The organism is Streptomyces sp. NPDC017676 (assembly GCF_044329325.1).
In the GTDB taxonomy this organism is placed as follows: Bacteria; Actinomycetota; Actinomycetes; order Streptomycetales; family Streptomycetaceae; genus Streptomyces.
On the sequence record NZ_JBIRJA010000018.1, the window covers coordinates 68,512 to 91,778 of the forward strand.

Genomic DNA, 23,267 nt, shown 5'->3' on the forward strand with positions numbered 1-23,267 from the left:
CGGCCGTCCCGTCCGGCGCCGTCAGCCGGCGCCCCCGGCTTCGGCTTCGGCTTCGGCTTCGGCTTCGGCTTCGGCTTCGGCTTCGGCTTCGGCTTCGGCTTCGGCTTCGGCTTCGGCTTCGGCGAGGATGCCCGTGACGGTATCGGCGAGTCGGCCGAGGTGCGGCGGCTTCATCACGCCGAAGTGGTCACCGGGGATCCGGTGCAGTGTCACGTCCCCCGTGAGCTCGCGCCAGCGGGCGAGGTAGTCGGGGAACGACTGCCCGGAGGCCACCTCGTGCTTCCCGTCCGCCAGTTCGTCGCTGGCGATCAGGTGCAGCCGGCCGCCGTAGGGGCGGTGGCGGTAGGTCAGGCACATCTCCATGACCTCCCGCCACATCTTCGCGGAGGGCAGCCACACGTCGCCGGCGCCGTGTTCCGGCAGGGTGATCCCCACCTCCGGGTCGACGTCGTCCACGAGGTGTTCGAGCAGTGCCAGGGTCTGCGCCCGCAGCGCCGAGGTGTCCTCTTCGGGCGGCGCGGCGGCCAGCTCCGTCAGCTTGGCCACGCAGCTCTCGATCAGCCAGTACTCCCGCCACAGCTCGATCCGCTCGTGGTTGTCCAGGCCCGGGTCGAGGAGGATGAAGGTGACCTCCTCGCCGTCGGCGGCGAGCCTGTGCGCCATCTCGCTCGCGATGCCGCTGCCGCCGCACCAGCCGAACAGCCGGTAGGGGCCGTGCGGCGCCTCGGCCCGCAGCTCGGCCAGGTAGCGCTCCGCCATCTGTTCCGTCGAGGGCACGGGCCCGTGCTCGGCCTGGAGGCCGGGCCAGGCGAACGCCGCGACCGGCTGGTCGGGGTGGAGGTGCCGTACCAGCGGGCGGTACCAGTGGGCGCTGCCGCCTCCGGGGTGCACGCAGAACAGCGGCGGCCTGCCGCCCTCGCGCCGCAGCCACAGCAGGGACCGGGTCTGGGGCGCGCCGGCCTCGGCGACCGCGGCGAGCCCGGCTACGGTGGGGTGCTCCAGGAACGAGCGCACGGTCAGTTCGATGCCGTGCCGTTCGCGTAGCAGGGCGATGATCCGGAGGATGGCCAGGGAGTGACCGCCGAGGACGTGGAAGTCGTCGTCCACGCCGATGTCCTCCACACCGAGGACCTCGCCCCAGACCTCGGCCAGGGCGCGCTCGGCGGGGGTGCGCGGGGCCGTGTGGTCCGGTGCCGTGGCGGGCCGGGCGGGCTCGGGCAGCGCGGCCCGGTCGATCTTGCCGTTGCCGGTGAGCGGGAGGGCGGCCAGTTCCACCCAGGCGCCGGGCACCAGATGGTCGGGCACCCGCCGCCGGAGCTCGGCGCGCAGTGCGGCGACGTCGAGCGGGCCGTTCCCGGGTTCGAGGACGACGTAGCCGGTGAGCCGTTTGTGGCCGTCCGGCCCGGGGTGGACGGCGACCGCCGCGGCCCGGACGGACGGCAGGTCGCCGAGCGCGGCCTCCACCTCGGCCGGCTCCACCCGGTGGCCGCGGATCTTCACCTGGCCGTCGCGCCGGCCGAGGAAGGACAGCGTTCCGTCGGCGTCGCGGCGGGTGATGTCCCCGGTGCGGTACATGCGCGCCCCGGGGACGGTCCCGGAGGGGTCCGGCACGAAGCGGTCCGCGGTCAGGTCGGGACGCCCCAGGTAGCCGCGGGCGAGTCCGGGGCCGCCGATGAGGAGTTCGCCGGGCACCCCGACGGGCACGGGGTCGAGGTCCTCGTCGACGACCAGCACCCGGGTGTCGGTGATCGGCGTGCCGATCGGCACGCCCCGGTCGGCGTCGGCCTCGGTCACCCCGCGCAGCGCGGTGCTGAAGGTGGTGCACTCGGTGGGGCCGTAGCCGTTGGTCAGCGCCACGCCGTGCGCCAGGGCCGTGCGCACGTGCGAGGGTGAGAGCGCGTCGCCGCCGGCGAGCACCTGTCGTACGCCGGCCAGCGCCTCCGGGCGGGCCTCCACCATGTGCTGGAACAGTCCGGCGGTGAGCCACAGCAGTGTCACGCCGTGCCGGCGGACCACCTCGGCCAGTTCGTCGGCCGTGGTCGCCCCGGGCGGGCACACGGCGAGCCGGGCTCCGTTGGCCAGTGCTCCCCAGACCTCCAGGGTGGACGCGTCGAAGGCGAGCGGCGCGTGCAGCAGCAGGACCTGTTCCGGGTCGAGGTCGGCGTAGTTCGCGTCGTGCACCAGCCGGACGATCGCCCGGTGCGTGACCTGCACGCCCTTGGGCCGGCCGGTGGAGCCCGAGGTGTAGGTGACGTACGCCAGGTTGTCGGGGACCGTGCCCGCCCGCACCGGGGTGTCGGGCAGCCCGTCGAGTACGGCGCACCGTGCGTCCAGGGGCACGCCGCGGACGCCGGTGAACCCGGACAGGCGGGTGGTGTCCTGCGGGCGGCACAGCACCACGTCTGCGCCGACGTCGGCCAGGACGTAGCCGATGCGCGCGTCCGGGTAGGCGGGGTCGAGCGGCACGTAGTACCCGCCGGCCTTGAGGACGGCGAGCATGGCCACCACGGCTTCGGCACCGCGGTCCAGGCAGAGCCCGACCGGCTTCTCCGGGCCGGTGCCGAGCCCGCGCAGCAGGTGGGCCAGCTGGTTGGCGCGGGCGTCGAGTTCACGGTAGGTCATCCGCCGCGGCCCGTCCTCCAACGCGGTCGCGTCGGGGCGGGCGCGGGCGGCGAGCAGCTCGGGCACGCAGACCTCGGGCAGCGGCCGGGTGCCGGCCGGCGTCGCGCTCGTCTGCTCCAGGGCGCGGGCGCGGAACGCGCGCGGGTCCCCGTCGGCGTCGTCGGCCATGGCGGTGAGGATGTCCAGGAAGGTGTCCGCGATGGCCGACAGCCGGTCCTCGTCCGCCCAGCCGGGACGGCAGGTCATGCGCAGCTCGCCGGGGAAGGTCCACACGTCGAAGGTGAACTCGTTGGGGCTGTGGTCGTCGATCGTGCCGATGTCCGTGCGCTGCTCGTCGAGCACGTGGAAGTCCAGGTAGGCGAAGACCACCTCGACGAGGGGTTCGCCGCCGCCCCACTCGTGCTGCATGGCGGGCAGCGGGTAGCGCCGGTGGGGCCACAGGGCCAGTTCCTCGGCGAACACGGACCGCACCAGTTCGCGCCAGCTCGGCGCCCGCAGGTCGACGGCGAACGGCACCGTGTTGAGGTACATGCCGCGCACCCGGTCGCCGCCGGGCAGTTCGGGCCGGCCGTTGGTGACGGCGCCGGCGAGGAAGCGGTGCTGGCCGCTGAGGAGACCGAGCACCTTCAGGTGCGCGGTGTACAGGACGCTCTTGAGCGAGGTCTGGGTCTCGGCGGCGAGGCGCCGCAGCCGCGGTTCGAGGTCGCGCCAGGGCAGCCGTACCTCGGGGGCCGGCGAGCCGGCCGCGGCGGGGGCGCTGTCGGCGGGCAGCCGGAGCCGTTCGTGACCGGTGATCCGCTGCTGCCAGAACGCGCGGTCCGCCGGCGAGGCCAGGGCCTGCTTCTCCAGCCGGACGAAGTCGGCGTAGCGGACCCGTGGCGGGGCGGCGGGCGGGCTCACGGCGCCCCGGGACAGCTCGCGGTAGGCGGCCCGCAGTTCACCGATGACCGAGTGGTGGCTCCAGCCGTCCAGGATGGCGTGGCATTCGATGTGCGTCAGCAGCCACTCCCGGTCGCCGGTCAGGTGGGCGTGGTAGCGCAGCAGGGGCGCCCGGCCGATGTCGAACGGGGTGCGCTGGGCCGCGGCGCGGAATTCCCGTACGCGTGCCCGCTGTTCCTCGGCCGGCAGGCCGCGCAGGTCGGTGACGCCGATCTCCACCTCCAGGCCGTCCGGGGCGTGCACGAACTGGAGCGGTTCGGAGTAGCCGGTGAGGTGGAAGGAGGTGCGCAGGATCTCGTGCCGTTCGATCAGCAGGCGGACCGCGCCGGTGAACGCGTCCGCGGAGAACGGGCCGTCGTCCAGGATCTGGAAGGTGCTGACGTTCTGGTAGGTGTTGCGCCCGGGGTCGGCGAGCATCTCGTAGACCATGCCCGTCTGGACCTGCCCCATGGGGTAGGCGTCGGCCAGTCCTTCGGGGAGCCGGGCCCGGTCGTCCGGGGCCAGCAGCTCGAAGCGGCCGGCGAGGGTGGTCTCCTGCGGCTCGGCCGCCGGCCGGGCGGCCGCGAGGGGGGCCAGCTCGGCGACGGTCTGCCGGGCGAAGACGTCCTGCACGGTGAGGGACAGCCCCTGGTCGCGCAGTGCTCCGACGGCCCGGATGGCGCGCATGGAGTCCCCGCCGAGCTGGAAGAAGCCGTCGTGCACCCCGACCTTGTCGACGCCGAGGGCGGCGGCGAAGGCGTCCGCGAGGGTCCGCTCGGTGTCCGTGGTGGGGGCGACGAACGCGCCTACCAGGTCGGTCCGCCGTGTACGGTCGGGTGCGGGCAGCGCCGTGCGGTCGGTCTTGCCGCTGGGCGTCAGGGGCAGTGCCTCCAGCAGGGTCCAGTGCACGGGCCGCATGTGTTCCGGGAGCCGAGCGCGCAGGTGTTCCCGGGCGGCCTCCACATCGGCCGAGGGCGGTACCAGGTATCCCACGAGCTGTTCGTCGTGCACGGCGACGGCCGCGGCCGCGACACCGGGGGCCTCGGCCAGTACGGCCTCGATCTCGCCGAGCTCGACCCGCTGGCCGCGGATCTTCACCTGGTGGTCCAGCCGGCCCAGGTACTCGATCGTGCCGTCCGCCCGGTATCGTGCCAGGTCGCCGGTGCGGTACAGCCGCCCGCCGGGTTCGGCGGCGAAGGGGTCGGGCACGAAGCGGTCGGCGGTGAGCGCCGGGCGGTTCAGGTAGCCGCGGGCGAGCTGGACGCCCCCGAGGAGGAGTTCGCCGGGCACGCCGATCGGCACCGGCCGCAGGGCGGCGTCGAGGATGTAGGCGCGGGTGTTGGCGATCGGGCGGCCGATGGTGACGGGAAGGCCCGGCTCGCACCGGGTCGCGGTGACGTCGACCGCGGCCTCGGTCGGCCCGTACAGGTTGTGCAGCTCGCAGCCGATCCGTTCGTGCACAGCGGTGACGAGGTCGGCGGGGAGCGCCTCGCCGCTGCACACCATGCGGCGCAGCGAGGGCAGCGGCGGCAGCGGTTCGGCGAGGAAGGCCCGCAGCATCGACGGGACGAAGTGGACGGTCGTGATGGCCTCGGCGCCGATCAGCCCGGCCAGGTAGGCCGGGTCGCGGTGGCCGCCGGGGCGGGCGAGCACCAGGGTCGCGCCGGTGAGCAGGGGCCAGAAGAACTCCCACACCGAGACGTCGAAGCTGTAGGGCGTCTTCTGGAGCACCCGGTCGTCGGCGCCGAGTCCGTAGGCCTCCTGCATCCAGTGCAGCCGGTTGACGATGGCGCGGTGCTCGACGAGCACGCCCTTGGGGCGGCCGGTGGAGCCCGATGTGTAGATCAGGTAGGCCGGGTGCCCGGGGGCGGCCGCGACGGCCGGGGCGGTGTGCGTGCTGCCTTCGGGGACGCCCGCGGTGATGTCGACCAGGTGCGGCGCGCGGTCGCGCAGCAGGGGGGCCGGCCCGGGTTCGGTGATCACGGCGCGGGCGCCGGAGTCCTCCAGCATGAAGGCGAGCCGGTCGGCGGGGTAGTCCGGGTCGAGCGGCAGGTAGGCGCCGCCGGCCTTGAGGACCGCCAGCAGCGCCACCACGAGGTCGGTGCCGCGGTGCAGGCAGACCCCGACCACGGACTCGGGTCCGACGCCGAGGGTGCGCAGGTGGCGGGCGAGCAGGCCGGCCCGCTCGTTCAGCTCCCGGTAGCTGAGGGCGGCGCCCTCGAAGCGCACGGCGTCGGCGTCGGGGGTGCGGGCGGCCTGGGCCTCGAACAGCAGCGGGAGGGTGCCGGCCGGGTAGTGCCGTCCGGTCGCGTTCCAGTCGAGGAGCTGGCGGTCGCGTTCCGCCGCGGGCAGGATCTCCAGTTCGTCGACGGGGGTGTCGGGCGAGGCGACCGCGCTCAGGAGGAGGCGGGCGAACTGTGCGGCGAACCGCTCGGCCGTCGCGTGGTCGAACAGCGCCGTGGCGTAGTTGACGCCTCCGGACAGCGAACCGTCGGGCCGCGCGGCGAGGCCCACGGTGAGGTCGAACTTGGCGCTGCTCTCGCCGACCGGCAGTCGCTCGGCCGTCAGGGGGCCCATGGCCGTCGGCGCCGCCGAGCCGTCCGCGTCCTGCCACAGCAGCATGGAGGAGAACAGCGGCGTGCGGGACGGGTCCCGCTGCGGCGCCAGTTCCTCGACCAGCCGCTCGAAGGGGATCTCCTGGTGGGCGTATGCGTCGAGGGCGCGTTCGCGGACCTGTCGCAGCAGGTGCGCGAACGACGGCCCCCCGGACAGGTCGACCCGCAGCACCAGCGTGTTGAGGAAGAGGCCGACCACGTCGTCGAGTTCCGCGCGGTCGCGTCCGGCCACCGGGAAGCCGACGGCGACGTCGCGCCGTCCGCTCCAGCGGCCGAGCAGGACGGCGTGCGCGGCCAGCAGCGCCATGAAGGGGGTGGCGCCGTTCTCCCGGGCGAGCGCCGTGAGCCGCCGGGCGGTGCCGGCCGGCACGGTGAGCGGTGCGAGACCGCCCGCCGCGTCGCGCACGGCGGGGCGGGGCCGGTCGGTGGGCAGATCCAGGGGCGGCAGGCCGGCCAGCCGTTCGCGCCAGTGCTCCAGCGGGCCGCGTAGCGCCGCGCCGGAGAGCCGTTCGCGCTGCCACAGCGCGAAGTCGGCGTAGCGCACAGGCGGTTCGGGCGTGCGGGTGGGCCGTCCGGCGACCGCGTCCGCGTAGCGTTCCGCCAGTTCGCGGACGAGGATGTCCTCGGACCGTCCGTCGCAGGCGATGTGGTGGACGGTGAGCAGGAGGACGTGCTCGTGCGGTGCCAGCCGGGCCAGCACGGCGGCGAACACCGGGCCCTCGGCGAGGTCGACGGGCCGGCGCGCGACGGTGGTCAGGGCGGCGACGCGGGCGTCGGCGGCCGTGCGGTCGAGTGCGCTGAGGTCCTCCTCGTCGAGGGGGACGCTCCCCGGCTCGTCGACGAACTGCACGGGTTCGCCGTCGACCAGCGGGTAGCGGGTGCGCAGCACCTCGTGCCGGTGCTGCACGCCGTCCAGCGCGGTGCGCAGTGCGGCCCGGTCGAGAGGGCCGCGCAGTCGGAGCGCCACGGTCATCAGGTACTCGGTGGTGCCGGGCCGGAGCCGGTCGAGGATCCACAGGCGGCGCTGGGCGAAGGAGAGCGGGAGCGGGCCGCCGCGCGGCGCTCGGGCGATGCCCTCCGCCGGGGCGGGGGCGGCCCGGCCGGCGAGGCGCCGGCGGAGCAGTTCCTGCCTGAGCTGGTCGCGGTCCCTGGTGTCGGTCATCGCGGGCCTTCCTCGGCGAGCAGGCCCGCCACTTCTTGGTCGGAGAGGGCGGCGACGTCGGCCTCCACGGCCTCGGACACCGCTTCGGAGAGCCGGGCCACGGTGGTGGCCTCGAACAGCAGGCGCAGCGGCAGCTCGACGGCGAAGGCCTCGCGGAGCCGGGCCAGCACCCGGGTGGCCAGCAGTGAGTGGCCGCCGAGGGCGAAGAAGTCGTCCTGGGCGCCGATCCGCTCCACACCCAGGACCTCGGACCAGATTCCGGCGACGGCCTCCTCGACGGGATCGCGGGGGTCGAGGTGATCGCGGGCGGCGCCGGCCAGGGCGGCGGAGGCGTCCGGCAGGGCCTTGCGGTCGATCTTCTTGCTGGCCGTCAGCGGGAACGCGTCGAGCGGCACCCACACCGAGGGGATCATGTACTCGGGCAGGAGGGCGCCCAGGTGTGCGCGCAGTTCGGCCACGTCGGGCACCGGGCTGCCGGGGCGTGCCACCAGGTAGGCGGCGAGCCGTCGTTCGCCCGGGGCGGTCTCCGGGGCGGTGACGACCGCCTCCTGGAGGGCCGGGTGGCGGGCGAGCGCGGCCTCGATCTCGCCAAGTTCGATGCGCAGGCCGCGGACCTTGACCTGGTGGTCGATGCGGCCGAGGAACTCGATGGTGCCGTCCGGCCGGTGGCGGGTGAGGTCGCCGGTGCGGTAGAGGCGCCGGCCGGGCTCGGTGGCGAAGGGGTCGGGGACGAACCGCTCCGCGGTGAGGTCGGGCCGCCGGTGGTAGCCGCGGGCCAGCCGGACCCCGCCGAGGTAGAGCTCGCCGGGCACGCCGACCGGGACGGGGCGCAGGTCCGCGTCCAGGATGTGCGCCCGGGTGCCGGGGACGGGCCGGCCCAGCGGCAGGGCGCCGGCCGCGTCGCCCTCGGCGGGGGTGTCGGGGACGGGGTGCAGCAGGCAGGTGACGGTGGCCTCGGTCGGCCCGTAGTTGCACAGGAAGCGTGCGGGCAGGCCGGTCTCGGCCCAGCGTCGCGCGTCCAGGCCGGTGACCACGTCGCTGCCGACGTTCATCAGTTTCAGGGAGTCGAGCAGGGGGAGGTCGGGCGACTCCAGGACGGCCCGGTAGTAGGACGGGGTGATCTCCAGGACGGTGACGCCGTGCTCGGCGAGCCGGGCGGGCAGTTCCTCCGGGGTCCAGAACACCGGGTCGGCGACGACGACGGTGGCGCCGGCCACCAGGGTCGCCGCGATCTGGTCCATCGCCACGTCGAAGGTGAGCGCGGACAGCAGTGCCACGCGTTCGCCGGGGGCGATCCCGTAAGCGTCGGCGATGATACGGCAGTGGTGGGCGTAGGCACGGTGCTCGATCATCACGCCCTTGGGACGGCCGGTCGAGCCGGAGGTGTAGATGACGTAGGCGAGGTTCCCCGGCCGGGCCGGGACGGGCGCGGGCGCGCCGGTCGGGGCGCCCGTCTCCTCCTGGGCGTCGGCGTCGGCCAGGACCACCCGGTGCGCGCCGGTCAGCCGGCCGGCGAACGCGCGGGTGGTGACGACGAGTCCGGGGCCGGCGTCGGCGAGCATCAGCTCCAGCCGCTCGGCCGGGTGCCGGGGGTCGAACGGCACGTACACGCCGCCGGCCTTGAGCACGGCGAGCAGCACCACGACGGCCTCGACACCGCGTTCCAGGCAGGAGCCGACGACCGTCTCAGCGGTGACCCCGAGGGACCGCAGCCGGGCGGCGAACCGGTCGGACCGCGCGTCGAGTTCGGCGTAGCTGACCTGCTGGTCGCCGAAGACGACGGCGATCGCGTCCGGGGAGCGGCGCACCTGCCGGGCGAACAGTTCCGGTACGCACAGCCCGTGTTCCTCGGGCGGGTCGAGCACGCCGGCCCGTTCGGACTCCGGGTCCGCCCAGACGGTGAGGGCGCGGTGCCGCTCGTCCTCGGTGAGCATGGCGAGGTCGCCGATGCGCGCGCCGGGGGTGGCGGTGACGCTGCCGATGAGCGTCAGGTAGTGACCGGCCATCCGCTCGACGGTCTCGCGGTCGAAGAGCGCGGTCGCGTACTCGAACCAGCAGTACATGCGTCCGCCGCGTTCCTTGACGGTCACGGTGAGGTCGAACTTGGCGGTCTCCAGTCCGGCGCGGACCGGCTCCACGGCCACGGCACCGAGCCGGTCGGGAACGCCCGCCAGGTGCTGGTGCTCGAACATGATCTGGAACAGCGGGTTGCGGGAGAGGTCCCGCTCGGGCTGGAGCGCGTCGACCAGGTGCTCGAAGGGCACGTCCTGGTGGGCGAAGGCGTCGAGGACGGTGCCGCGGACCTGCTCCAGCAGATCGGTGAAGACGGGGTCGCCGCCGAGGTCGCTGCGGATGACCAGGCTGTTGGTGAAGAACCCGACCAGGTCCTCGGTCTCCTGGCGCGTGCGTCCGGCGACCGGGGTCCCCACCGCGAGGTCGTCGCGGCCGGTCCAGCGCCGCAGCAGCACCTGGAAGGCGGCGAGCATCACCATGAAGGGGGTCGCTCCGTGCCGGCCGGCCAGTTCGGCGACGGCGCGGGCCGTCTCCGGCGCCACCTCGACGACGACGTTGTCGCCCCGGGTGTCGCGGACGGCCGAGCGGACCCGGTCGGTGGGCAGTTCGACGGGAGTGAGGCCGGTCAGGCGGTCGCGCCAGTAGGCGAGCTGGTGGTCCAGCCGGCCGGCCCGCTGCTGGGCGCGCTGCCACACCGCGAAGTCGGCGTAGCGCACGGGCTGCGGTGCGTGCGGCACCGGTTCTCCCGCGGCGAGGGCCCGGTAGGCGAGGTCCAGGTCGCGCAGGTAGACGTTGGTCGACCAGGCGTCGAAGGCGATGTGGTGCAGGGCGAGGACGAGGAGATGCTGCTGCGGGGCGGTGCGGATCAGGGTCGCCCGCAGCGGGTGCTCGCGTTCGAGGTCGAACGGACGGCGGGCCAGCTCCTCCAGCAGGGTCCGGGCCCGGTCCTCGGTGTCCGGCGCGTCCGTCAGGTCGACGAGGACGAAGTCGACCGGCCCGGCGGGGTCGACGACCTGGGCGGGTTCGCCGTCCTCGGAGCGGTATCTGGTGCGCAGTACCTCGTGCCGTTCGGACAGGGCGTCCAGCGCGTGGCGCAGCGCCACGGTGTCGAGCGCTCCGGTGAGTCGCAGCGCCAGCGGGACGACGTACTCGTTCGTGCCGGGTTCGAGCTGATCGAGGAACCACATCCGCTGCTGACCGAAGGAGAGCGGCAGCGGGCGGCCCCGGCCCGCCGGCAGGATCGCGTCCGGGTCCGTGCCCGGGTCGGTCCGCGCGACCCGCGCGGCCAGGGCGGCGACCGTCCTGGCCTGGAACAGCTCGCCGACGGTCAGTTCGGTGCCGAAGGCGCGCCGCAGCCGCAGCACGAGCTTGATGGCGAGCAGGGAGTGCCCGCCGAGCAGGAAGAAGTCGTCTTCGGCGCCGACGTGTCCGACGCCGAGGATCTCGGCCATCAGCTCCGCCACGGTCTCCTCCGCGGCGGTGCGCGGTGCCCGCCGGACGCCGGCGGCGGGCCGGTCCGGTTCGGCGGGGGCCGGCAGCCGGCGGCGGTCCACCTTTCCGTTGGGTGTGAGCGGCAGCTCGGCGAGTTCGACGAGGGCGGCCGGCAGCATCGCCTCCGGGAGCGCGGCGGCCAGGTGGGCGCGCAGCGCCTCCGGGTCGAGCCGCTCCCCCGCGACGGGCACCGCGTAGCCGGTCAGCCGCGCGTCGCCGGTGCCGGAGCGGTGCACGGCCACCACGGCGGCGGCCACCGACGGGTGGGCCGCCAGCAGGACCTCGATCTCGCCGGGCTCGATCCGCACTCCGCCGATCTTGACCTGGTCGTCGACACGTCCGACGTACTCCAGCGCGCCGTCCGCGCGGCGCCGCACCAGGTCCCCGGTGCGGTAGCGGCGGGCGCCGGGCTCGGTCGCGTCCGGGTCGGGCACGAACCGGTCGGCGGTGAGGTCGCCCCGGCCGGCGTACCCGCGGGCGAGGCCGATGCCGCCGACATGCAGCTCGCCGGTCACCCCGAGGGGCACCTGCCGGCCCTCGGCGTCCACCACGTACGTGCGCGCGTTGGGCAGCGGCAGGCCGATCGGCACCAGGTCACCCGGCTCGTTCGGGTCGAACCGCCAGGCGGTGGAGTCCACGGCGCACTCGGTGGGGCCGTAGGTGTTGACCACCTCCGCGTCGAACGCGCGGCGCAGCCGGCCGGCCAGCTCGGCGGTCAGCGGCTCGCCCGCCGAGCACACGAGGCGCAGCGAGGCGCAGTCGGCGACGGCCGGCTCCTCCAGCAGCAGGCGCAGCATCGAGGGCACGCCCTGGAGCACGGTGACCCGGTGGTCGGCCACGGCGCGGAGCATCACCGCCGGGTCTCGGTGGGCGTCCTGCGGGCCGGTCACCACCGCGGCACCGCACACCAGCGGGGAGAGGAACTCCCACAGTGCGGCGTCGAAACCGATGGTGGTCTTCTGCAGCACCCGGTCGCCGGGGCCGAGGCCGAAGCGTTCCACCGACCACAGGACGCGGTTGCGGATGGCGGCCTCCGGTACGACGACGCCCTTGGGCCGGCCGGTCGAGCCGGAGGTGTACATCACGTAGGCGGCCCGCGTGCCAGGCGCGCCCGCGGGTTCCAGGGCCGGGGCCTCCTCGTCCGCCGCGGGCCGGACGGCGTCGAGGACGAGGGTGTTCGGGTGGGCCGGCAGCCGCCCCGCGAGGGACTGTTCGGTGACCAGCAGGGTCACTCGGGCGTCGGTGACCAGGTGGGCGAGCCGGTCCTCCGGGTGTTCCGGGGCGAGCGGCACGTACACGCCGCCGGCGGTGAGCACCGCGAGGACGGTGGCGACCAGGTCGGTCCCGCGGTGCAGCGCGACGCCCACCGCGTGCTCGGGGCCTACGCCGCGCGCACGCAGCACGCCGGCCAGACGCCGTACCCGGTCGGCGAGGTCGGCGTAGCGGGTCTCCTCCGTGCCGGACACCACGGCCACGGCGTCCGGGGTGGCCAGGGCCTGGGCGAAGAAGAGCTCGGCGAGCGACTGCCGCGGGCGCTCGGTCTCGGTGCGGTTCCAGCGCTGGAAAGCCGCCAGTTCCGCGTCGGGGACGGTCTCCAGCGTGTGCGCGGGGATGTCCGGGTGCTCGGCGATGCCGGCGAGCAGGCGCAAGTGGCTCGCCGCCATCCGTTCGATCCGCGCGCGGTCGAACAGCGCGGTGGGGAAGATGAGCCGGGCCGCCATCGAGCCGTCGGGGAGGTCGGACAGGTGCAGGGACAGGTCGAAGGCGGAGCGGTCGGTCGCGGGCGCGATCTTCGCGACGTCGAGTCCGGGCAGCCGCAGTGGGCGGCGTTCGGCGTTGTGCAGCGCGAAGCCCACCTGGAACACCGGGTTGCGGGAGGGGTCCCGTTCGGGCGCGAGGTCGGCCACCACCCAGCCGAAGGGGACGTCCTGGTGCTCGTAGGCGTCCAGGGTGGTGTCCCTGACCCGCGCGAGCAGGTCGAGGAACGAGTGGTGGCCGGACAGGTCGGTGCGCAGCACCACGGTGTTGAGGAACAGGCCGACGAGCGGCTCCAGTTCCACCTCGCCGCGGTCCGAGACGGACACGCCGACCGCCACGTCGGTCCGGCCGGACCAGCGGGCGAGCAGGAGCTGGAACGCTGCCAGGTGCACCATGAACGGGGTCGCGCCCGCGTCCCGGCCGAGCACCGCCAGCCGCTCGGCCAGCTCCGCCGGCACCGTGAACGCGACGCTGTCCCCGGCCGGGTCCCACTGCGACGGGCGACGGCGGTCGGCGGGCAGCTCCAGCGGCTCCAGGCCCGCCAGCCGCTCCCGCCAGTAGCCGCGCCGCCGCTCGGCCCGTGCGGGGGCGGTCGCCCAGGTGTCGCGCTGCCACTGCGCGAAGTCCGCGTACTGCACCGCCGGCGGTGCGAGCGGCGAGGGCCGGCCGGCCGTGAACGCGGTGTACAGCTCGTGCAGTTCCCGGGCCAGGACCCCCCAGGACCAGCCGTCGAAGGCGATGTGGTGGACCGTCACCAGCAGGGCGGCGTCGTCCTCGGCGAACCGGACCAGCGTCAGCCGCCAGGGCGCCCGGGCGCAGAGGTCGATCGGTGTGCGCAGCTCGGCCGCGTGGAGTTCGCGCACGCGCGCCTCGCGGTCCGCCGGCGCGGTGCCGGTCAGGTCCAGCCGGGCGAGCCGGACCGGGCCGGGCTCGTCCACGTACTGGACCCCGGCGCCCGCGGCGGTGCCGTAACGGGTGCGCAGTACCTCGTGCCGCGCCGAGATCTCGGTGAACGCCGCTTCCAGTGCCCGCGCGTCGAGCGGGCCGCCGATGCGGAACGCCTCGCACATCAGGTACTCGGTGGAAGCGCCGGAGCGGAGTTGGTCCAGGAACCACAGCTGTTCCTGGGCGAACGAGAGCGGCAGGCCGCTGTCACCGGCGGACATCGGTCACCTCCGCGGACGGGGCGGAGCGCCGCACGGCGGCCGAGAACGGCTCGGCCATGGCAACGGCGATCCGGCGCGGCCCGGTGAACGGCTCGCGGGCGTGCGCGGACAGCATGTTGTCGACGAGGAGCACGTCGTCGCGCTGCCAGTCGAAGCGCCGCTGTTCGGCGCGGTAGCAGGACCGCAGGTGCGCGACCACCTCGTCCGGGACGGGGCTGCCGTCGCCGTAGTAGGTGTTGGTCGGCAGCCGCGTGTCGTCGTACATCTCGCGCAGCGCGCCGCACACCTCCTCGGACAGCGTGGTCACGTGGAAGAAGGTGAGGTGGTTGAACCAGACCGTCTCGCCGGTCACCGGGTGGCGGTGCACCGCCCGGCGGCGCGCGCGGGTCCGCAGGCCGTCCGCGGTCCACTCCGTCTGGACACCGTTGCGGGCGCAGTACGCCTCCACCTCGCCGCGGTCGCCGGTGTTGAAGGCCTGCTGCCAGGGCACGCCGAAGCCGTCGGAGAAGTTGCGCACGACCATCCAGCCCCGGGCGGCGAACTCCTCCCGGACGGCGGGGTCGATCGCCTCGTACACCCGGCGGGTGTCGGCGAGCGGTGTGGCGCCGAGGGTGTCGGGCGGCTGCACGCAGTGGAAGAACAGGGTCAGCGGCCAGTCCGCCTGGTAGGAGTTCTCATTGTGGAGGAAGATCTCCTCGTCCGGCGGGTAATCGGTCGAGGTGTACACCTGTCCCTTGATGGTGCTGCGCGGCGAGGACCGCTCCGCGTAGGGCAGCGGCGCGCCGGAGACCGCCCGCACCGCGGCCTCGAAGCCGTCCACACCGCCGACATCGAAACCACGCAGCAGCACCGCACCGTGTTCGAGCAGCCGGGCCCGGACGAGCGGCCGGGCGTCCGACAGGTATGCGGACAGGGGCGTACCGGGCGACTCGGCCGACAGCGTCAGGGGCAGGGCGCGGCTCGCGTCGCGCTGCTGGGCGCGGCCGGCCGGCGCGAGGGAGGGGTTCGCAGTCATGCGCCTCAGCGTCGCCGCCGGGCCGTCGCCGCTCCGAGAGAACAACCGGCAGTCACACCGGCAGCATCGGCGCGGCGGTGACTGCGCCTCCTTCTCTGTGGGCGCGGGGTGCCGTTGCGGCAGGCTCTCCGGCGCCGCCACCGGTCACGTGAGGTTCGTGACGCGGCAGTTCACCCGAGGGAGGCCCCGCCGTGGCCGAGGAAGACATCGACGAGCGCACGTACCGCGTCGTCCTCAACGACGAGGAGCAGTACTCCGTCTGGCTCGCCGACCGCGAGCTGCCGCTCGGCTGGCGCGCCGAGGGCACCGAAGGCACCCGGGCCGAGTGCCTGGCCCACATCGGCGCCGTCTGGACCGACATGCGACCGCTCAGTCTGCGCCGGCAGATGGAGCAGGCGGCACGCGGCTAGCGTCCGGCCCCGGCCGGACTGGGAGTGTGACAGATGACGAGCCCCGACACGAGGGCGCCGGCCGATCCGCGCCCGCCCGAACCACCGGACCCGGCCGCCGCCGAACCGGTCGTGCCGCTGCACCGCAACCGCGACTTCCTGCTGCTGTGGGGCGGCTCGGCGGTCTCCCTGCTCGGATCCACGGCCACCACCATCGCCTACCCGCTGCTGGTCCTGGCGCTGACCGGCTCGCCGTTCGCCGCCGGGCTGGCCGGGTTCGTGGCGCTACTGCCCGGGTTGCTCCTCCCGCTGCCGGCGGGCGCCCTGGTGGACCGCTGGCCGCGCCGGCGACTGATGATCTGGTGCGACGGGCTGCGTGCGCTCGGCGCCGCGGCCATCGCGGTCGCCGCCGCCCTCGACGTCCTGGGCCTGCCGCTGGTGCTGGCCGTGGGATTCGCCGAGGGAGCGCTCACGGTGTTCCACGGGCTCGCCGCGCACGCGGCCGTCCCGAACGTCGTGCCGCGCGGCCAGCTCTCGCTGGCCCTGTCCCGCAACGAGGCGCGCGGGCGGGCCGCCGTGATGCTCGGCACGCCGCTCGGCGGTGCGCTGTTCGGTCTCGGCCGGGCCGTCCCGTTCCTGGCCGACGCGGTGAGCTACCTGGTCTCGCTGACCGGACTGCTCCTCATCCGCAAGGAGTTCGAGGCCGAGCGGTCCGACCGCCGCGACGGCATGGGCGCGCAGGTCCGGGAGGGTCTGGGGTGGCTGTGGCGCCAGCCCTTCCTGCGCACCACCGCCCTGCTGGTGGCCGGCAGCAACCTGATGTTCCGGGCGCTCTTCCTGGTCGCCATCGTGCTGGCGGGCGACCTCGGCGCCTCCTCGGCCGGGGTGGGCCTGATGGTGGGGGTCGCGGGGGGCGGCGGGCTCCTCGGCTCGCTGGCGGCGCCCTGGTTCGCCCGCCGGGTGGGACTGGGCGCCCTGGTGATCGGGGCGAACTGGGCGTGGGCGGTGCTGATGGCCGTGATAGCGCTCAGCCGCGATCCCTTCTCGCTCGCCGCCGCCTACGCCGCGATGTGGTTCGTCGGACCGCTGTGGAACGTGGCGGTCGGCGGCTACCAACTGGACATCACCCCTGACCGGTTGCGCGGCCGGGTGCTCGCGGCGACGAGCACCCTGTCCAGCGGGGCGCTGCCGATCGGCTCGCTGCTCGGCGGCCTGCTGCTCGACCGGGCCGGCGCGCGCACCGCCGCGCTGGCCCTGGCGGGCTGGATGGTGCTCGTCGCCGGCGCCGCGTCCCTTGCCCGCTCCGTTCGCACCACGCCCGGCCCGCCAACGCGGTGACCCGCCGCGGCCCGGCGGGTCACCGCCTGGCGACGGCGGCCGGGCCGTCCCCGGTCCAGTGCGGACAGTGCAGGCAGTGGAGTCCGTGCAGCCAGTACAGACAGTACAGACAGGAGGAACCAGCGTGTTCCGCACCATGCTCGGGCCGTGCCCCGATCCGACTGGGCGAGGCCGCCATGCCGGAACCTGACGACGGGCCCCCCGGTATTCTGGGCACGATCGGCGGCACTCCGCTGGTCGAACTCACCAAGCTGGCGCCGGGGCGGCGCTTCACCACCTACGCCAAGCTGGAGGCTTTCAACCCCGGCGGCAGCATGAAGGACCGCTCGGCCCTGGGGATGCTGCGCCGGCTCATCCGGTGCGGCGCCCTCGTACCCGGCCGCTCGGTGGTCGTCGAGTCCAGCTCCGGCAACCTCGGCATCGGGCTCGCGCAGGTGTGCGCCTACTACGGGCTCCGGTTCATCTGCGTGGTGGACCCCCGCACCAACCGGCAGAACGTCGCCGTCATGCGGGCCCTCGGAGCGGAGGTCGAGGTGGTGAACGAGCGCGACCCCGAGACCGGCGAGTACCTGCCCGTCCGGATCCGCCGCATCCAGGCGCTGGTCGACCGGATCCCGGGCGCCTACTGGCCCAACCAGTACGCCAATCCGCTCAACCCGCAGGCGCACCGGCGGACCATGCGGGAGGTGTGGGAGGCGGTGCCGGGCGGGGTCGACTACCTGTTCTGCGCGACGGGTTCGTGCGGCACCCTGCGCGGCTGCGCGGAGTACGTCCGCGAACGGCGACTGCCGGTGACCGTGGTCGCGGTGGACGCCCGGGGCAGCGCCATCTTCGGCGACGTCCCGATGCCCCGGCTGATCCCGGGCCACGGCGCGGCCGTGCGGCCGGCGCTCCACCGCGACGGGCTCGCCGACGAGGTGGTCCACGTGACGGACCTCGACTGCGTGGTGGGCTGCCGGCGGCTCGCCGCCCGGGAGGCCGTCCTCGCGGGCGGCTCCTCCGGGGCCCTGGTGGCGGCCGTCGAGCAGATGGCCGACCGCATCCCGGCGGGCGCGCGCTGCGCGATGGTGCTGCCCGACCGCGGGGAGCGCTACCTCGACACGATCTACGACGACGAATGGGTCGCCCGCCACTTCGGCGACGTGTCCCACCTGTGGAAAGAGCCGAAGCCGGCGATGAAGGAGGCACCATGCTGATCCTGGGAGCCGCAGAGGTCCACCAGGTCCTCGACGACGCCGAGGCCGAGATCGTCGCGGCGGTGCGCCGCGCGTACCTGCTGCACGACGAGGGCCGTACGGCCCTGCCCCACTCGGTCTTCCTCCGGTTCCCCGAAGATCCGCGCAACCGGATCATCGGGCTGCCGGCCTATCTCGGCGAGGACGAGCCGGTGGCGGGCATCAAGTGGATCGCCTCGTTCCCCGGCAACACCGCGCGCGGCCTGGAACGGGCCTCCGCCGCGGTGATCCTCAACTCGATGGTCACCGGGCAGCCGGAGGCGCTGCTGGAGGGCTCGGTGATCTCGGCCCGGCGTACCGCGGCGAGCGCCGCGCTCGCGGCGGCCACGCTGGCCCCGTCCGTCCCCGACACCGGCGTCTCCCTGGTCGGCTGCGGTGTGATCGGCTTCGAGATCCTCGCCTGCCTCAGGGCCGTTCTGCCCGACCTGGCCGCGGTCACCGTGTTCGACCTCGACGACGCCCGCGCGGAGGCCTTCGCCGCCCGTTGCCAGGAGCGCTGGCCCGATCTGAAGACCGAGGTCGCCCTGAGCGTCGAGGAGGCGCTCTCCGCGCACCGGCTGGTCTGTCTGGCGACCACCGCGTCCGCCCCGCACCTGACCACCGACGCCTGCCGGCGCGGCACCCTGGTCCTGCACGTGTCGCTGCGCGACCTCACGCCGGGGAGCATCCTGACCTCCGTCAACGTGGTCGACGACGCGGACCACGTGTGCCGCGAGTCGACTTCCCTGCACCTGGCCGAACAGCTCTGCGGCAACCGGGACTTCATCGCCACCTCGCTCGGTTCCGTGCTGCGCTCCGGGAAGCCGTTCAGACGCGCCGAGGACCGTGTCACGGTGTTCTCCCCGTTCGGCCTGGGCATCCTCGACCTCGCCCTCGCCGACCTCGTCCGCCGTCGTGCCGAATCCCTGGGGCTGGGCACGCGAGCACCGGACTTCCTGCCGGCCGCGGCCGACGCGGCGGCAGGCTGACCGGGGGCCGGGGGACCGTCCAGGCCGCGCGGGGGGCGGCCCGGACGGTCCGGACGCCCCGGCGGCAGCGAGCGCGCCCGTCACGGTGACCGCCGGAGTCCGCCCCGGAGGGCGAGATCACCGACCGCCTCGACCATGTCCACGATCACCGGCATGTCTCCACGGCTCGGCAGCCCGGGACAGGCCCGGGGGACCATGAAGCGCCGGCCCGGCCTGTCAAACGCCCTGGCGAACACGCCCCCACAGGCGGCAACCAGCAGCCCAAACGCGCGATGCTCCTCTCCGCGCTCGCCACCCCGCACGACCCCGTCTCCCGCACCCACTACGACCGATGCCGGGCCCGCGCAAGGACACACACCCAGGCACCCCTCCGCCCAACCCGACAACAGATCAACATACTGCTCGCGACGCCCCGCGACGGCACCTCCTACAAACCCAGAACCCCACACCTCACCTGACGAAAAACACAGAGGCACCCCCCACGAGCACATCGTCCGTGGCCGGCGTCCGGCCGACGTACGAGTCCGGTTGGACCTTCTACGCGGCATCCGTCACGGCGGCGCTTGTTTCGCCAAGCCGCGTGGCACAAGACCGAGTACTGGTGGGCCAAGGCGACCACCTGCATCCACGGCGCGACACACAACACCTGGCTGATGTTCTGCGAATTCTGAGGCCAGGACGTACGGCGTCGGCCGCTGTGGCGGTCGGCGCCACCTGTCTGGCGACCCGGCGCCGCGGGTGGATCAGGAGCCGTTGTGCAGGCTGTCGCACAGGAACTCGTTGACCTGCTTGATGGCGGCCTTGGCGGCGTTGGTGTTCGCCACCGGGTTGAGCATGAGGAAGTCGTGGATGGCGCCCTGGTAGCGGACGGTGGTGATGTCGTTGCCCGCCCCACGGAGCCTGGCGGCGTAGGCCTCGCCCTCGTCGCGCAGCACGTCACCCTCGTCGGTGATGAGCAGCGTCTTGGGCAGGCCCTTGATCTGCTTGTCGCTGGCCTGCAACGGGGACGCGTACGGGTTCTTGCGGTCCTTCTTGTTCGGGGCGTAGTTGTCCCAGAACCACTCCATGGCCGTACGCGTCAGCCAGGGGCCGTTGGCGAAGGTGTGGTAGGAGTCGGTGTTGAAGTCCGCGTTGGTGACGGGATACATCAGTACCTGCGCGTCGATCTGCGGGCCGCGCCGGTCCTTGGCCATGAGGGCGACGGCGGCGGTCATGTCGCCACCGACGCTGTCACCGGCGATGGCGAGGTGAGAAGAGTCGACGTTGATCTCGTCACCGTGCTCGGCCACCCACTTGGTGACGGAGTAGGCCTGCTCGACCGGGATGGGGAACTGTGCCTCGGGCGAGGGCGTGTAGTCGACGAAAATCACGGCGGCATGGGCGCCGTTCGCGATCTGACGCACCTCCCGGTCGTGGGTGTTCTCGCTGCCCAGGACCCAGCCGCCGCCGTGCGTGTACACGATGGCGGGGAGCTTGCTGTTGTCCCCGGCGGGGCGGACGATACGGATGTCGACCTTGCCGGTCGGACCCACGTTCAGGGTGCGGTGGCTGATGTCGGCCGGCAGCTTGTCGATCGGGCCGGACTGGACGTCTTCGAGGGCCTGGCGGGCGTCGGCGGGGGACAGCTTGTAGATGGGTGTGCCCTGGGCCGCGGCGTCGGCGAACGCCTTGGCGTCGGGCTCAAGGGTGAGCGGCCACTCGATGGCCTTGGTCTGGAGGGCGCGGCCAGTGCATTGGTGGCGGCAACGGTTCCCATGGCGAGGGTGAAGGCGGCGGCGACTGCGACCTTGCGGCTGAAACGGCGTTCAATGTTCGAAGACATGGTGATTTCTCCTTGTGCACGGATGACTCGGTGCGCCGATGGCGCCGCACCGTGATGACGGGTGGCTGCTCCCGGAATTCGACGGGATTCCGTGAGGGGGATACCGAATCGCAGGCAAAAGATGGGCGATTCGAAAGGCACAGGAGGTCGGAGAGCTGCATCGCGCTACAAGTGGCTGGCCGGCAGGCAGGCGAGGGCGGCGAGGCAGTGGGAGGACCAGTTCCTGGCCGAGCGGATCCGCCAGGTCCACGCGGATTCCGGTGGTGCCTACGGATCGCCGCGGGTGACCGCCGAACTTCGCGACGCCGGAGTGCTGGTCGACGAGAAGAGGGTCGCCCGCGTCATGCGCGAGAGCGCGATCGCCGGGGTCCGCTGCGCAGACGGGTCCGCACCACCCTGGCGGAACCGGTATCACCGTTGGTGCCGGACCTGTTCCAGCAGGACTGCACCGCCCCGGAGCCCGGACGACATCACATATCTGCCGCTTGCCGGAGGAGAGTTCCTGTATCTGGCGACCGTGCTGGACTGCTTCAGCCGCAAGGTCGTCGGCTGGTCCGTCACCGACCACATGCGCACCAATCGCACAGCGCCGCCACCTCCTCCCGGTGCAGCCCTCCGGTGCGCCGGCGGCGTCTCCTGTGGCAGACCCACGTCCTCCGCGGTTGCAGCGTCTTCCGGCACGCCCGTAGAAACGCCGCCGGCGCGGCGCGAAATCGCCTGTCTCCCCTGTCTGTCGTCCTTCTGTCTTTCCGTCCCTCATATGTGCTGTTCGCGCGCGAGCGGGTGCTCAGCCCGCGCGATGGGTGTCTCACACGGCCGGGAACGCCACGCCGGTCAGCTCCTCGCTCACCCGCCACATCCGGGCCGCCGTCGCCTCGTCGCGGGCCGACTTGTAGACCGCGAGCCGGGTGGGACCACCCGTGAACTGCCCCAGGCCGTCCGGGCCGTACAGTTGCCCGCCGCCCGCCTCCGGGCTGGTGGCCGCGTACAGCAGGGGCAGCAGCCCCGCGTCCACGGACTGCACCAGCAGACCCCAGCGGGCCAGCCGCCGCACGATCGCCTCGTGCGGCGAGGGCCGGGCCCGGCCCAGGTTGGGCCCGGACGCGTACAGGTTGGTGAGGGTCGTACCGGGGTGCGCGGCGTTGCTGACGATGCCCCAGCCACCCGCCGTACTACGGCGGTCCAGCTCCAGCGCGAACAGGAGGTTGGCCAGCTTCGACAGGTTGTACGCCCGTACCGGCGCATACCGCCGCTCGCCCTGGAGGTCGTCCCAGTCCGGCTTGCCGCTGCGCGCGGCGCTGCTGGTGACCGTGGTCACCCGGGCCCGCCCCTCCCGCAGCAGGGGCAGCAGCCGACCGGTGAGCGCCATGTGCCCGAGATGGTTGGTGCCGAACTGCAGCTCGAAGCCGTCCGCGGTGGTGTGCCGGGTCGGCGGTGCCATCACCCCCGCGTTGTTGATCAGGATGTGGACGGGCCGGCCCTCCGCCTCCAGGGTGGCGGCGAGCTTCTCGACCGAGGCCAGCGACGCCAGGTCCAGGGCGCGGGTGGACACCTCGGCGTCCGGCTCCGCCGCCCGGATCCGCTCCACGGCGGCAGCGCCCTTGGCCTCATTGCGCACCGGCAGGACCAGCTCCGCGCCGGCGGCGGCCAGCCGCCGGGCCAGGCCGAGACCGACGCCGTCGCTCGCGCCGGTCACGACGACGCGTTTGCCTCGTACGCCGGTCACGGTCACTTCCTTCATCACGGGCTCCCTGTTGTGCGGTGGACTGTGCGAACCTCAAGGGTCGCCGTCCCCGGCGCGTGGATCCATGTCATGTCGGACCATGGATCCGCGCCGGTGAGGTCGATGGTGTCCTGGACACCAGCTGACCGGCCGTAGCCGCTTGGCTCACGGAGCGATGTCGTACCAGCGCAGGGCCGTTCCACCGAACACCGCTTCGTGTTCGGTGGTGCCCAGGCCCTCGGTGAGGGCCTCGGCGACCGCCAGCACCTCGTCGTATCCGGCGGCCGTCAGACACACCGGCCAGTCCGAGCCGTACATGAGGCGATGCGGTCCGAAGGCCGACATCAGTACCTGGGTGTACGGACGCAGCGCGGCAACCGGGGGTTCGATGGTCCGGGTGACCAGGCCGGACAGTTTGACGGCGACATTGGGACACGCGGCCAGCTCCGTCATCGACCGCGTCCAGACGCGCAGGCCGTCCGCGTCGATCACGGGATTGCCGGCGTGGTCCAGGACGAAGCGGAGTTCGGGCAACGCGCGCACGGTCCGGACCGTGGCGGGCAACTGGTCCGGACCGACGAGCAGGTCGTAGACCAAACCTGCCTCGGCAACCGCCCGCAGGCCACGGCGGACCTCGGACCGCGACAGCCACTCGGGGTCCGCCTCCCCCTGCACGCCGTGCCGGATGCCGACGAGCGCGGCGCCTGCGGCGCCGTCGCGCAGTCGTGCGAGGTGGTCGGCGACGGCGGCGTCGGTGAGGTCGGTCCAGCCGACGACGGCCGCCACGTGCGGGTCCCCGGCGGCCAGGGCGAGCAGCTCCGCGGTCTCCGCCGAAGAGGCGGTCGTCTGCACGACGACGGTGGCGTCGATCCCGTTCCTGCACAACGCCGGCCGCAGCTCGTCGGCTGTGAAGGTGCGGTTCAGGGCGGGGATGCCATAGGTCCACGGCTGGTCCCGCTCAGCGAGGTCCCACACGTGGTGATGGGCGTCCAGTCGCACGATCGATCCCTCGGGTCATGGGGGTGGCGGAGT

At 73.7% G+C, this 23,267-nt stretch carries 11 protein-coding genes and 1 pseudogene; 6 read left to right on the plus strand and 6 right to left on the minus strand.

From position 1 onward, the window contains the following. Positions 1–21 precede the first annotated feature (21 nt). The 3 genes from ACH4LD_RS33025 to ACH4LD_RS33035 are packed head-to-tail and all read right to left on the minus strand — an operon-like array spanning position 22 to position 14,760. Entirely contained in the window at positions 22–7,317 is a 7,296-nt protein-coding gene (locus ACH4LD_RS33025; RefSeq protein ID WP_398057877.1) for an amino acid adenylation domain-containing protein, read from the minus strand. Continuing rightward, positions 7,314–13,745, minus strand: a complete 6,432-nt coding sequence (locus ACH4LD_RS33030) for an amino acid adenylation domain-containing protein (protein WP_398057876.1) — start codon at positions 13,743–13,745, stop codon at positions 7,314–7,316. The genes ACH4LD_RS33025 and ACH4LD_RS33030 overlap by 4 nt, the downstream gene beginning before the upstream one ends. Then, positions 13,732–14,760 carry a TauD/TfdA family dioxygenase gene (locus ACH4LD_RS33035; RefSeq protein WP_398057875.1) on the minus strand — a complete coding sequence of 343 codons (1,029 nt, stop codon included), beginning with the start codon at positions 14,758–14,760 and terminating at the stop codon, positions 13,732–13,734. The genes ACH4LD_RS33030 and ACH4LD_RS33035 overlap by 14 nt, the downstream gene beginning before the upstream one ends. Positions 14,761–14,951: 191 nt before the next feature. On the opposite strand from ACH4LD_RS33035, the gene ACH4LD_RS33040 reads away from it, so the two are divergent. The 4 genes from ACH4LD_RS33040 (at position 14,952) to sbnB (ending at position 18,690) form a co-directional block, all read left to right on the plus strand. After that, positions 14,952–15,170 carry an MbtH family protein gene (locus ACH4LD_RS33040; RefSeq protein ID WP_398057874.1) on the plus strand — a complete coding sequence of 73 codons (219 nt, stop codon included), beginning with the start codon at positions 14,952–14,954 and terminating at the stop codon, positions 15,168–15,170. Positions 15,171–15,203: 33 nt separating this feature from the next. After that, positions 15,204–16,487 carry an MFS transporter gene (locus ACH4LD_RS33045; protein ID WP_398057873.1) on the plus strand — a complete coding sequence of 428 codons (1,284 nt, stop codon included), beginning with the start codon at positions 15,204–15,206 and terminating at the stop codon, positions 16,485–16,487. Positions 16,488–16,663: 176 nt separating this feature from the next. Beyond that, positions 16,664–17,683 (plus strand): 2,3-diaminopropionate biosynthesis protein SbnA, encoded by a 1,020-nt coding sequence (gene sbnA / locus ACH4LD_RS33050; protein ID WP_398057872.1) that lies wholly within the window; start codon positions 16,664–16,666, stop codon positions 17,681–17,683. After that, the gene (sbnB, locus tag ACH4LD_RS33055) at positions 17,677–18,690 is read left to right on the plus strand and encodes a 2,3-diaminopropionate biosynthesis protein SbnB (RefSeq protein ID WP_398057871.1); all 1,014 of its coding nucleotides are present in this window, start codon (positions 17,677–17,679) and stop codon (positions 18,688–18,690) included. The genes sbnA and sbnB overlap by 7 nt, the downstream gene beginning before the upstream one ends. A gap of 743 nt (positions 18,691–19,433) precedes the next feature. Here the strand turns inward: sbnB and ACH4LD_RS33060 are convergent. Next, positions 19,434–20,222 (minus strand): alpha/beta hydrolase, encoded by a 789-nt coding sequence (locus ACH4LD_RS33060; protein WP_398057870.1) that lies wholly within the window; start codon positions 20,220–20,222, stop codon positions 19,434–19,436. A gap of 12 nt (positions 20,223–20,234) precedes the next feature. Here ACH4LD_RS33060 and ACH4LD_RS33065 point away from each other — a divergent pair, with 12 nt between their 5' ends. Both ACH4LD_RS33065 and ACH4LD_RS33070 read left to right on the plus strand, forming a co-directional pair. After that, positions 20,235–20,567 carry a hypothetical protein gene (locus tag ACH4LD_RS33065; protein ID WP_398057869.1) on the plus strand — a complete coding sequence of 111 codons (333 nt, stop codon included), beginning with the start codon at positions 20,235–20,237 and terminating at the stop codon, positions 20,565–20,567. Between the two features lie 147 nt (positions 20,568–20,714). Further along, positions 20,715–20,862: pseudogene (locus tag ACH4LD_RS33070) on the plus strand (IS3 family transposase); the annotation flags it as partial. A 458-nt stretch (positions 20,863–21,320) separates the two neighbouring features. Here ACH4LD_RS33070 and ACH4LD_RS33075 read toward each other — a convergent pair. Together ACH4LD_RS33075 and ACH4LD_RS33080 are read right to left on the minus strand one after the other, a co-directional pair. Then, on the minus strand, positions 21,321–22,253 hold the full coding sequence (locus tag ACH4LD_RS33075; protein ID WP_398057868.1) for an SDR family oxidoreductase: 933 nt from the start codon (positions 22,251–22,253) through the stop codon (positions 21,321–21,323). Between the two features lie 147 nt (positions 22,254–22,400). Beyond that, the gene (locus ACH4LD_RS33080; protein ID WP_398057867.1) at positions 22,401–23,234 is read right to left on the minus strand and encodes an amidohydrolase family protein; all 834 of its coding nucleotides are present in this window, start codon (positions 23,232–23,234) and stop codon (positions 22,401–22,403) included. Positions 23,235–23,267: the final 33 nt, after the last annotated feature.